Below are 12,131 nucleotides of genomic sequence, written 5' to 3' on the forward strand. Positions count from 1 at the left end.
CCGCTACAAGAAGACCGACAGCTTCTTCGGCACGAGCTTCTACACCCTGGACGTGTCGGGCGAGACCCCACTGATCATAAGAAAAGTCGTGCAGCTGAACAACGACTATATTCATCAGGTTATCGACGTCTATCACGTGTGACCTGATGGGAGAGGAGAGTTAACCATGAGTTATACCATTGCCCTCAACTTTGAGGACGGCGTGACCCGCTTTATTGGCTGTAAAGAGGGGGAGACTGTTCTCGACGCTGCTTACCGGCAGAAAGTGAACCTACCGATGGACTGCTCTGACGGCGTGTGTGGCACCTGCAAAGGTCACTGCGAACAGGGCGAGTTCGACATGGGCGACGAGTACCTGGAGGATGCGCTTTCTGATGAGGAAGCCGCTGAAGGCCAAGTGCTCACTTGCCAAATGGTGCCCTCTTCGGACTGCGTGATCCAAGTGCCAGTCGCCTCCACGCTATGTAAAACAGCGGTGGGCAAGATTGAGGGTACTGTAGCGGCGGTGGAGCAGCTCTCTGAGGATAGTATTGAGCTGGCGGTTGAACTGGATGATGAGGGCCTTGCCTTTTTACCGGGTCAGTACATTCATATTGATGTGCCCGGCACTGAGGTGCATCGCTCTTACTCCTTCAGCTCACTGCCAGGCGATAAGCGAGCTACATTTTTGATCCGCAACATTCCCAATGGGGTAATGAGCGGCTACCTGACCGAGCGTGCGGCGGTAGGCGAAAAGCTCACCTTGACCGGCCCGCTGGGCAGCTTCTATCTACGCGAAGTAACGCGTCCGGTGCTGATGCTGGCTGGCGGCACGGGGCTGGCACCATTCCTCTCCATGTTGGCGCAATTGGTCGAGAAAGGCAGTGATGCGCCGGTTCATATGATTTACGGCGTCAATAAAGATGACCACCTGGTAAAAACAGATGTTTTAGATACCTTCGTAGAAAAGCTTTCTGGCTTTACCTACGCCACCGTAGTGGTCGATGAAGCCAGCGAGCATTCGCGTAAGGGGTACGTGACGCACCACATGGACGCAGAGGTCATGCATGACGGCGATGTGGACGTTTATCTGTGTGGCCCGCCCCCCATGGTGGATGCCGTGCTGAAGTACTTCGACGCGGAAGGGATTGAGCCCCAGAGCTTCCACTATGAGAAGTTCACCCCTAACCAAGTGGAAGAGCGCGCATGAGTGATCAACGTTTTGACGGCCCACGTTTTCAAGATCGAGTAATGGTGGTTACCGGCGCTGCCCAAGGAATTGGTCAGCGAGTTGCTGAGCGTGCTGCCGCTGAAGGTGCACGCTTGGTATTGGTAGATCGCGCTGATGAAGTCCACGAGGTGGTTGCTGAAATAGGCAAGCAAAGGAGTGACGTGGTTGCGGTACAAGCCGACCTGGAAACATGGGAAGGCGCCGAGCAAGTAATGCAGACGACGCTCGCTCACTTTGGTCGTATCGATATTTTGGTTAACAACGTCGGCGGCGCGATTAACTTCAAGCCATTTACCGAGTTTAGCGAGCAGCAAATTGCGGCAGAGATCAACCGTTCTCTAATGCCTACGCTCTGGTGCTGCCGTGCAGCGCTTCCAACCATGGTGGAGCAGGGCAGCGGCGTCATCGTCAATGTCTCTTCAGCGGCGACGCGGGGTATTCATCGTATTCCGTACTCGGCGGCGAAGGGCGGTATCAATGCGTTAACTGCGTCACTGGCATTTGAGTATGCTGAGCACGGCATTCGCGTTGTCGCCACAGCGCCGGGCGGCACCGAAGCCCCGCCAAGAAAAATTTCGCGTGGAACGCCGACGCCAAGTAACGAGACGGAGAAGGCGTGGTTTCAAGCGCATATCGATCAGACCAAGCAGAGCTGTTTAATGAGCCGCTACGGCACGCTAGATGAAATGGTCGCGCCTATTTTATTCCTTGCATCCGACGAGGCCAGCTATATCACCGGTAGCGTAATGCCCGTAGCAGGCGGAGATCTTGGCTAACTAAATGAAACCCATAATTCTAAATAAGCGTTAATTATAACTCTAAGCACAATAATATCCCTGGAGAAAACCGTGAAACATATTGAGAAAGGCGTCAGCCTTAGGCATGCGCCCCGTGATTTCATGCGCGACCTCAATGTCGATAACGCCAGTACCGGTTTAGTCGCCGGCATTTTAGGGCTCAGCGTTGGGGTCGTTCATATTAGTGCAGGTACGGCAGCGGGCCTCAATTCCTCCTTTATCATGATTTGGGTCATCAGCTACCTGATGATCAACGGGCTGTTTGGGCTATTCATGCCAGCCTATTACCGTTTGCCGCTGCCGATGGCTAACTCCATCCCCGGCGCGTTGATGTTTGCAGCGGTCATTCCTGTGATAGGCCTAGAGGCCGCCTTAGGCGCCAGCTTGATTGCGGGTGCCATCACATTGATTGCAGGTATCACTGGCGTGATGGGTATCGTAATGCGACTAATCCCGATGCCTATTGTAATGGGCATGGTGGGCGGTATGTTGCTTAGCTTTGGCCTTAACATGGTGGAGCCGTTGGAGAGTGCCATTGTGCCAGCCTCTATCATGATTCTGGCTTTCTTCATTTCCTCACGCCTCTTTCGTAAAATCCCTCCCCTGGTCGTAGCAATGTTGGCGGGAATACTCTATTTAATAGCTACCGGTGTTGACCTTTCAGGCATTGAAGCAACTATTCGCTTCCCTGAGTTCATTATCCCAGAGTTCACTTTAGGTGCTTTCCTCACTTACGGTTTACCGCTTGCCATTATTCTGGTGGGAATGGAGACGCCAGCGGGAGTCGGTCTATTAAAAGGGATGGGGTACAAAGAAGTTCCAGCAAACGGGATTACCGCGGTAGGTGGTCTAGGCACTATGGTGTCGGCGTTTTTCAATCTGCACAGTACCTGTATTGCAGCCCCTATGACTGGCATCTGCGCTTCACCGGAAGCAGGCACTCATGATAAACGTTGGGTAGCCGCGGTGATCGCCGGGGCTATCTTTGTAGTTGCCGCGCCTTTCTACGGCTATGTGGTCAGCCTACTGGAGGCTACGCCGCGCTACTTTATTGCCATTATCGCCGGGCTGGCACTTATGCGCGTCATCACCTCTTCAATGGCAATCGCCTTTTCAGGCAAGAAGCATGAGATAGGCGCGTTGTTTGCTTTTTTAATTGCTGCATCCGGAATTCAGATTCTTGGGATAGGTTCCACGTTCTGGGCGTTGGTTCTGGGTGTTGTTGTCTCGGCAATCTTCGAAACTAAGGACTTCGAATTTATTTTTAGCCGTGAGGTTGCGAAGGAGAGCGGCTGAAACTTTCATACCGGCAATTTTATAATGGTTATCCTCTTGGCCCGTGTCTGCTTTTGCAGTGCGGGCCTTTTTTACAGAGGTCACTGATAATCATGCCGGAGGACATTATCCTCCGGCAAGTATTGGCTACTGGGCTTCGTCTAGAAGGGGTACTGAATGCCATGCTCCATAACGCTGACCCACTGGGTGGTGGTGAACTCGTCCAGGTTAGCGGGACCACCAAAACGGCCGCTGGTACCTGAGCGACCCATGCCACCGAAGGGAACTTGGAATTCGTTATTCACGGTCTGGTCGTTGATGTGCACCATCCCCACTCGAAGGCGATCGGCGATGCTTTGAGCGCGTTCCGTGGAGGCAGAATGGATGGCAGCGGCGAGTCCGTAGGCTGAAGCGTTGACCAGGGCGATGGCCTCTTCGTCACTATCAAAGAGTGTAATCGGTGCCACAGGGCCGAAAATCTCCTCGCCAAAAGCGGGCATCTCTGGTGTTACGTTGCTGAGCACTGTGGCCTCAAAAAAATTGCCGTTGCGCTCCCCCCCAGCGACTACCTTAGCGCCCATTGCAACTGAGCTGTTGACGATATCTTCGACGCGGCGAGCTTGGGTTTCGTTAATTAACGGGCCGAGGTGTACCTGCTGTTTCCAAGGATCCCCTGTGACAAGGTGAGAGGCTCGCTCGGCGAGTTTTTCCATGTATTTGCCTGCCACGGAACGGTGTACGACATGTCGCCCCGCCTGCATGCAAATCTGGCCCTGATGTAGGAAAGCTCCCCAAGCAGCGGAAGAGGCGGCGGCCTCCAAATCGGCATCTTCTAAAACCACCAAAGCGTTGTTGCCGCCCAGCTCTAAGGCACATTTTTTTAGCATGCGCCCACAGGTCTCGCCGATCTTCTCACCTACGGCGGTGGAGCCTGTAAAGGAAATCATGCCCACATCAGGGTTTCTCACCAATGCCTCGCCCACTTCAGCCCCGCCTGGCAGTACGTGGAAAACCCCTTCAGGTACGCCAGCGGCCTCTAGCACCTCGGCCATCAATGCACCCCCGCAGACTGCACTGTCAGGTGCTGGCTTGAGAATGACGCAGTTGCCCATGGCCAGCGCTGGAAATACCGAACGCATGGCTAATAAGATAGGAAAGTTCCAAGGCGCAATCACGCCGACAGTGCCGATAGGTATACGCTTCCAGTAGTTGCGCCTTCCCGGCATGCTAGAAGGGAATATCTGGCCGCAGGGCTGCATCGGCAGTGCCGCGGCCATTTGCGCCTGTTCATAGGTAGCTTGAAGTTCCCAATCTGACTTAGGGCCGATGGAGCCACATTCTCGAATATTCCAGTAGTTGAGGTCGTCTGCCCGCTCCTTGATCAGGCCCGCGGCGCGGCGGAGGATTTCTGCCTTCTGGTCGAAAGGTAGGGTAGCCCAAGATAGTTGGGCATCCTTGGCGATGTGAGTGGCGCGTTCCACATCTGCTGCCGTGGCCGTTTGTACTTGGGCGATAACTTCACCCGTGGCAGGCGCAATGACGGCAGATTGGGGACCGTCGCTAGTTTGCCACTTGCCTAGGTAGAGATGATTTTCCCAGCGGTGAGTCGTCATGTTGAATGCTCCTGTGGTGGTGTTGGGTCAGGCATGGGCTTGGTTGATCTGGTCGCAGATGTAGTGGGCCAGGGCATAGACGGTCTCCGATGGGTTGTAGCCGATGGAGGTGGGCAGCAGGCTAGCGTCGACCACATAGAGGTTCTTAACGTCATGTGTCTCGCCGCTTGGCGATACAACTGTGCTGGTTGGGTCGGCACCCATGCGGCAGGTGCCCTGTGGGTGAAAGGATGTATAGCGGTAGCGCGCAGGCTCGTTGGCAAGGCCATCGATCACTGCCTCAATCTGGCTCTCGTCATCGATGGTCAGTGGCTGGGAGCTGGGGATATAGAGCTGTTTGGCGCCTGCCGCAAAGAGAATGCGGGCGTTGGTCTTGAGTCCTGCTTTCATGATCTCGAAGTCTTGGTCATCGACGAGGTAGATGATCTCCTTGGTGCCATTCTTCCAGTTCACTTCGCCGACGTTCTTGTCGTGGATCAGGGTGATCAGGCGAACAGAATTACGGTAGCGGCTCATGTAGGCCATGTAGGGTTCACCGGTGCCCGGCTCAGCCTGGAAGCTAGCTTCTACTGGATCCTGGATGGCGTCGAGTAGCAGGTAACCACCCTCCTCGGGCATGACATTTTGATCCATGTAAAGGGAGTGGGTGGCGCCGTAGAAGTTGTCGACGTCCTGCTCGAACATCCCGGTAATGGAGAGGGTTGGGTGGCAGGCGAAGTTCTTGCCTACCTGTCCGCTGGTGTTGGCTAGGCCGCTTTGCTGTAGCAGGAGTGGTGTCTGTATCGGGCCGGCAGCCACTACTACGAGAGGCGCGGTGACCGTTAACCGACACTTGACCTCGCCGTTCTGCTGATCAATGACTTCGGCTTCGACCCCATTGGCCTGATCACCTTCTGCCAAGATCCGAGTGACACGGGTATCGGCGTAGATGGTTGCGCCATGGGCCACCGCCCAGGGCAGGTAAGTGATCAGCATGGATTGTTTGCGATCCGAGACGCAGCCAGCGAAGCAGAAACCGGTCATGGCGCAATTCTTGATATTGCGTTTAGCATTACCTGCAGGTAGCCCGAGATTCTCGATGCCCTGCTTGAGCAGTCGGGCTCCCGGACTGCTTTCATGGGGTGCGTTGGGGGCAATATGCAGGTTGGCCTCCACCTTGTCGAAGTAGGGCGCCATGACCTCGGGGGTGAGGTTGGAGAGCCCGAACTTCTTAGCCCACAGCTCCAGGTAATAGTCTGGGGTTCGGAAACAGAGAGCGGCATTGACCACCGTCGAGCCGCCCACGCATGCGCCCTGCAGGACACTGATATCCCCGCTGGCGTTAGCCTGGGCGCCATGATCCTGGTAGAGGGTGTCCATGGAAACGGCCATCATCTCGGAGAACTGCTCGGAGGGGATATAAGGCCCTGCTTCGAGTACCAGAACGCGTTTTCCTGCCTTCGCTAGCTCGTAGGCGGCGATGGCGCCGCCAGCACCTGAGCCGATCACTACGGCATCGACCTCTAGGTCGAGGCGGGCCACGTCGATATCGGCTGCCTGGGTGACCGCCAGCCCATGGGCTGGGACTTCATTAATGGAAATCTGTTGTGTCATCGTTTTGTTCTCCTGCCTGTCAGCCTTGGGGGGTTGGCGTTGTGGACTCATCACTCAAAGGCATAGGCGCATTGCCCAGAGACTCTAAGCCCCAGCGCTCAGTGACTGGGCCGCCATAGCCCAGGGGCTCCCAAGTTGGGGGATGGGCCCAGTAGGCTAGTCCCACCAGCTTCTTCAGCCCCATGGCCAGTGCGCGTTGGGGGGGCTCGTTTGAGTCGGCCCAGGCATCACAGAAGGCGACGGCCTCGGCGTCTGTCAGCTCGACAAAGGACTTGTCATACTCTTCCCGGGGCCCCTCGTTGAAGTAGGCAATGCCCTCCTTGAGACCGGCCAGTAGTGGGGGGGACATCTTCTCTAGCAGGGCAGCGTCGAGAGTCTGCATCACTGGTAGGCTGGTGGGTGGTACGAGCGAGGTACCCGTAGTGGGCAGGGCCACCTCCATCAGGCGATGCATCACCGCATACTCGCTGGTGGACATTACCCTGATCTCGGTTGGCATATCATCGGCCAGCGCTTGGGCCGCGCCAAACAGGCCGGTACTCATCGATGCCACTATGGTTAGGCCACCTGCCGCTTTGAGGAAGTCGCGGCGGCTCAGTTGGTGGACTCGTGACAGGGCGGCACGGGTATTGTCAGGTAGATTGTGCATGGTTATTCTCCCATCTTATTGTCTTCGGCCGAGTCAGAACACCTTGGCGAGGCGCAGGTTGAAGCGTTGATCTTCCTTGAAACCATTTTCCACATCGATGTCCTGGCCGTACTGTGCCTGGAGCTGGAGGGTCGGTTGGACGAAGGTAGAAAAGGTGGCCTGCCAACGGTTAGTGTTCAGAGCATCGTCCTGGTCGACGCCGCCCACCGTCGTTTCACCACCGAAAGCGTGGTAATAGGAGAGAGCGACGTGGGTCTGGGGGCTGATCAGATACCGGAGATGGGCCTGCAAACTCTGACTATCGTTCTGTTCAAGGCGGGTGTTGAAGAAGTCATCGTTGTCGCCGTAGACGGCATATTCACCGATAAGATCCAGCATGAAATGGTCACTAAGGCCGGTTACATAGCCAGCTTGAAAGATACCTTTCCAGCGATTTTCACCAACATTCACTGGGCCCTTATGTGAGTCGTACTGGCCAAAAGGAATTGAGGCAAAAGCTGACAATCCAAACCATTGTTGCTGATCTGGATTGTTTACTAGCCAAGCCGTCGCTCCTATCATCGGATCACCGATGCCAGTGGAGGACTCTGGCTCTAGGGGGCCGAAAGGAGATGTCAGGTCTACTTTGCCAAAAGGTAATATTACTTGAGGGTTGACGGTATAGCCGCCGATATCTAAGTAATGAATGAAGCGGGCTAAACCGATGTGAGTATCAAGCCCCGCCTCTCCGGGAAGCTGGTCACCATTTGAGTAAACCGAATCACGGCTAGCGTGTTGTAGATAGAGTAAACCTAAGTTGCTTCCTGCCGGGAGCGGTACATAGTCGCCTGGATCAGTGGTTATCTCAGCTGCATGCGTTGTTGTGATACTGAGTGTTAGACCTCCGGCTATTAGAATGCCTTTAACGCTCCAGCGCGTGGTTTTGTTATCAGTGGTCGGGTTAAATGTCGTCACTGTTGGTATCTCCATCATGCTCGTTGGTATTGTTAGGTGCCCTGAGCTGGTGCGATAAGCATGCCAAATGGAGTAAAAGTTAAATTTTTGTATAATTATTTGATTTTAATTGTTTTTTCTATGATTCCTAAAAATTGATAACAGGGTTTCTATATCTCAAAATGAGAGAAGTAATGGATTTTTCTCATTCTGATACTTTTTATATTTCTGCATTGATGAAGATGGTCGATAGTCAAGTCGCATTTCGCTCGCTGAAAAAGCAACGAGTGCTACTGACTGCTGCGAATTTCTTTAAGTTTGCGATAAAAAGTGGCGCGGCCAATACCTAGGCGCTTAGCCGCTTTGTTTACATCGCCGCTGGCCTGCTCTAGAGCCTCTTCAATGGCTTCGAGCTCCAAAGATTTCAGGGTTCCCAGCTGCTGTTCATTCAATAAGGTTGTTCGATGGGAGCTCTTTTTAACGATATCCGCTGGTAGGTAGCAAGGCAGGATAAGGTCATGGCTATCCTCTGCTAGTACGTCAGCATGAGTTAGGGCATGCCGTAGTTCGCGCACATTTCCAGGCCAATCGTAGTCTTTTAGTATCTTCAATACATCTTGTGTTAATTGACGTCGGCCCTCAGTAACTTGGTCGCACTGTTCTGACAAGAACTCACATAGCTCGGAGCGCTCACGTAGTGGGGGTATCCATAGTGGCATGCCTTTGACTCGGTAGAGTAGGTCGTCCCGGAACTCCCCTCGGGCGACGGCGGCGTTCAGGTCTCGGTGGGTGGCGCAGAGTAGTTGGAAGTTAAGTTGCTTGGTCGTGCTATCACCTAGGCGAGTAACCTCCTGGGACTCCAGGACTCTCAGTAGCCTGGACTGTAGGGCTAAGGGCATATCGCCTATCTCATCAAGGAACAAGGTGCCCCCATTTGCCTGCTCTATCTTGCCTGGAGCTCCCCCACGGCGGGCTCCCGTATAGGCGCCATCTGTATGCCCAAAAAGTTCGCCTTCGATCAGTGTTTCCGGGATGGCGGCGCAGTTGATGGCCACGAATTTGCCACTTCTCTTATTGCTTTTATCGTGGAGGGCTTTGGCCATTACCTCTTTGCCTGTGCCAGTTTCACCCTGTATTAGTATGGGGAGCCCTTTGTTCATCGCTCGGAGCGCAAGGGGAAATCGCTCAGCCAAGGAGGCGTCGCCGAAGCTAGGGAGCAAAGTTTTAGAGATCGGCTCAGTCCGCGGGCTATTAGATTGTGCGGTACCCTCGATGAGGGATGGTTTCTTATATAGAGAGGGATATAACGCGAAGGAAAGCCCAGAGTGTATCTGGCCTAGCAGTGGTGAACGCCGGCCTCGGGATGCATCCACCAGATCGCCAAAGCGCAGATCAAATAGCTCCTGGATGTTGGCTGGGCCACAGCCAACTGACAAGCCGGCTACTTCGCGCACCTTCGGCGTCATACCGAGGATCTCGCCTTCTGGGCCAAGGGCAATCAACATATCGCAAGTGGCCGGCTCTTGCTGCTGCCAGCTTAGTTGCAGTATCAAGTAAGGTGCTAGCTGAGTTAACAGCCGACCCTCTATTGCCCGAGCGCAGTGTGTTACGAGCGCAAGCGCACTGCCTGGGGCTAAGGAATACTCCCGAGTGATATCAATTGAACCAATGATTTGGCCATTGGGGGCAATGATTGGCGCGGCTGCACAGTTGAGTCTCTGATTGACACTGAAGTAGTGTTCAGGGCCCGAGACGGTGATAGGCCGACCTTCGGTAAGCGCGCAGGACATTGCTGAAGTGCCGATGTATTGCTCTGAGAGATTGACCCCGGGGCGAAATGCTTGCTTGATTAGCTTATCGGAGTGAGAACTAGCCTGATAGGTGTTGAGAGCATGGCCTATGTGGTCTGTGAGCAACAGTGCATAACCAGCACCACTGACTGTGCGATGCAGTTGTTCAAGTGGCTCATTAGCGGCCTCGGTTAGCTTTCGATTGACGTTTATTAGTTCTTTGAAGCTGCTGCGAGGTAGCGATTCGTACACCACCCGTTCGGTTACGCTCTTGTGATGATCTATGCAGCGCTTCCATGAGCTGAGGATGGCTTCATCTATTAGCCCAGTTGGGAGGTTTCCTTCTTGAAAGAAGGTCTTCCTAGCTTCACTGAGCCTCTGAAATGGCGTCAATTGTGTACTCATCTCATTCCTCTCCACTGCAATATTTTTATATGTGGTTTCAGGGTTAGCTGCTTTTCTAACGGTCTAGATCGTACAGCAGAGATTTAAAAATTGAGCATGGGCTACTTGCTGTTAGTAGCCTCTTATTCTTTTGTCTTAGTTTAAAGCCCTGCTACATGCTCTCTTATGAGTGAAATGCGCTGAATAAGGTTAACTAAACCCTGCATAACAGAAAAAATAAACAAGTGAAGATGTACTTTGGCAATAAAGTAAGTTTTTTTTACTAATTTTTTTGGGTTTTTTATATGAATCAAAGAGTTATTTTTTATCATAAAATTAGAAATAACTGATTTTAGGTGATGGGAGGTGGCTCTGGAATACCTATGAAGTATAGAAAGAAACTCAAACGATATTGGTCGGGTGGCTACGACTTAGTCGATATTGATGACGAACACAACAACAACTGTCGTCTTTAAGCCCAAGATAGACGTATTCCAATCTCACCTTGAATCTACTGACGCTATCGCCGGGCAAAAGACAACGACAAAATCCAACGATAGGGTTTCACCATGACTGTGAAGATATTCGACACCCCCGAAGTACAAGACTTTGTCAAAACCGTTGCTGGCTTTGATCAGTCAGGCGGCAATGAGCGCGCCAAGCAGATCGTCCATCGCCTGGTCGGCGACCTGTTCAAGCTGATCGATGATTTCGATGTCACCGAGGAAGAGTACTGGGCGGGCGTTAACCTCCTCAATGCTCTGGGCAGTCAAACCCAGTTCGGCTTGCTCTCGCCCGGTCTTGGCTTTGACCACTTCCTCGATATGCGCCAGGACGCTATCGATGCCGAAGCCAAGCGCACCGGCGGTACCCCGCGCACCATCGAAGGCCCCCTCTACGTGGCCGGTGCCCCAGAAGCGGAAGGCTTCGCCCGCATGGACGACGGCAGTGATCCCGATGCCGAGGTGATGTGGCTGACCGGTCAGGTGCGCGATGTCGACGGTACCCCGATCCCTGGCGCCAAAGTTGAAATCTGGCACTGCAACTCCCAGGGCGGCTACTCGTTCTTTGATCCCTCCCAGGACGAGTACAACATGCGCCGCACGATCTACGCAGACAGCGACGGCCGCTACACCGCGCGCAGCATTATTCCCTCCGGCTACGGCGTACCCGAAGGTGCGCCCACCGATGTTGTGCTCAAGTCCCTGGGCCGTCACGGCGAGCGCCCGGCGCATATCCACTACTTCGTCTCCGCCCCGGGCCACCAGCACCTGACCACGCAGATCAACCTGGCGGGCGACCCCTACACCTTTGACGACTTCGCCTTCGCGACACGGGAAGAGCTGGTGGTGCCCGCTGAACGGATTGAAGACCCGGCCGAGATCGCCAAGCGCGACCTCGACGGCCCCTTCTCCCACGTGGTGTTTAACGTCGAACTGGCTAAAACCGAAGCCCCCGAGCTGCAAGTCCGCCACGCCCGCCCACGGGCTAAAGAAGACGACCAGGATCTGGCTAGCCAGCTCGCCGGTACCGCCAAGGTTTAACCCCTATACCTTGAGCGAGGCGGGCCCTCCCCTTGGCCCGCCTGAGCAAGACATAACAGCGCGACATAATAAATACGAGGAGAGAGATCATGACCACACAGCTTGATCAGCTCGAAGCCCGCGTGCGCGGCGCCGTCCAAGACGACCCCGCCCAGGGCATCTTCCGCTGCCACCGTAGCATGTTCACCGATCCCGCCTTCTTTGAGCTTGAACTCAAGCACATCTTCGAAGGCAACTGGCTGTTCCTGGCCCATGAGAGCCAGGTCGCGGAACCCGGTGACTACATGACCGTCACCATGGGTCGCCAGCCGGTGATCATCACCCGCGACAAGCAGGGCGAACT

The 12,131-nt window shown here is 54.2% G+C and carries 9 protein-coding genes and 1 pseudogene; 5 read left to right on the top strand and 5 right to left on the bottom strand.

Going from position 1 to position 12,131, the window contains the following annotated elements; genetic code table 11:
* Positions 1-166 precede the first annotated feature (166 nt).
* The 3 genes from benC to CPA45_RS22155 all read left to right on the top strand — a co-directional run bounded on the left by benC (position 167) and on the right by CPA45_RS22155 (position 3,303).
* Positions 167-1,189 carry a benzoate 1,2-dioxygenase electron transfer component BenC gene (gene benC / locus CPA45_RS22145; protein ID WP_096655446.1) on the top strand — a complete coding sequence of 341 codons (1,023 nt, stop codon included), beginning with the start codon at positions 167-169 and terminating at the stop codon, positions 1,187-1,189.
* Positions 1,186-1,986 carry a benzoate diol dehydrogenase BenD gene (gene benD / locus CPA45_RS22150; protein WP_096655448.1) on the top strand — a complete coding sequence of 267 codons (801 nt, stop codon included), beginning with the start codon at positions 1,186-1,188 and terminating at the stop codon, positions 1,984-1,986. Before benC ends, benD begins: the two co-directional genes overlap by 4 nt.
* 72 nt (positions 1,987-2,058) lie before the next feature.
* Entirely contained in the window at positions 2,059-3,303 is a 1,245-nt protein-coding gene (locus tag CPA45_RS22155) for a benzoate/H(+) symporter BenE family transporter (RefSeq protein WP_096655450.1), read from the top strand.
* Positions 3,304-3,443: 140 nt separating this feature from the next.
* Here the strand turns inward: CPA45_RS22155 and CPA45_RS22160 are convergent, their stop codons facing one another.
* The 5 genes from CPA45_RS22160 to CPA45_RS22180 all read right to left on the bottom strand — a co-directional run bounded on the left by CPA45_RS22160 (position 3,444) and on the right by CPA45_RS22180 (position 10,265).
* The gene (locus CPA45_RS22160; RefSeq protein ID WP_096655451.1) at positions 3,444-4,895 is read right to left on the bottom strand and encodes a benzaldehyde dehydrogenase; all 1,452 of its coding nucleotides are present in this window, start codon (positions 4,893-4,895) and stop codon (positions 3,444-3,446) included.
* 27 nt (positions 4,896-4,922) lie between these two features.
* A complete protein-coding gene (locus tag CPA45_RS22165; RefSeq protein ID WP_096655453.1) occupies positions 4,923-6,488 on the bottom strand; it encodes an FAD-dependent oxidoreductase in 1,566 nt (521 codons plus the stop codon).
* Between the two features lie 19 nt (positions 6,489-6,507).
* Positions 6,508-7,137 carry a gluconate 2-dehydrogenase subunit 3 family protein gene (locus tag CPA45_RS22170; RefSeq protein WP_096655455.1) on the bottom strand — a complete coding sequence of 210 codons (630 nt, stop codon included), beginning with the start codon at positions 7,135-7,137 and terminating at the stop codon, positions 6,508-6,510.
* A 33-nt stretch (positions 7,138-7,170) separates the two neighbouring features.
* Positions 7,171-8,106 carry a transporter gene (locus CPA45_RS22175; protein WP_096655457.1) on the bottom strand — a complete coding sequence of 312 codons (936 nt, stop codon included), beginning with the start codon at positions 8,104-8,106 and terminating at the stop codon, positions 7,171-7,173.
* Between the two features lie 254 nt (positions 8,107-8,360).
* The gene (locus CPA45_RS22180; protein ID WP_096655459.1) at positions 8,361-10,265 is read right to left on the bottom strand and encodes a sigma-54-dependent Fis family transcriptional regulator; all 1,905 of its coding nucleotides are present in this window, start codon (positions 10,263-10,265) and stop codon (positions 8,361-8,363) included.
* Positions 10,266-10,813: 548 nt separating this feature from the next.
* Here CPA45_RS22180 and catA point away from each other — a divergent pair.
* Both catA and CPA45_RS22190 read left to right on the top strand, forming a co-directional pair.
* Positions 10,814-11,788, top strand: coding sequence for a catechol 1,2-dioxygenase (gene catA / locus CPA45_RS22185; RefSeq protein ID WP_096655461.1), 975 nt, complete (start codon positions 10,814-10,816; stop codon positions 11,786-11,788).
* A gap of 89 nt (positions 11,789-11,877) precedes the next feature.
* Positions 11,878-12,131: pseudogene (locus CPA45_RS22190) on the top strand (benzoate 1,2-dioxygenase large subunit); the annotation flags it as partial.

The organism is Vreelandella nigrificans (assembly GCF_002374315.1).
Lineage (GTDB): Bacteria > Pseudomonadota > Gammaproteobacteria > Pseudomonadales > Halomonadaceae > Vreelandella > Vreelandella nigrificans.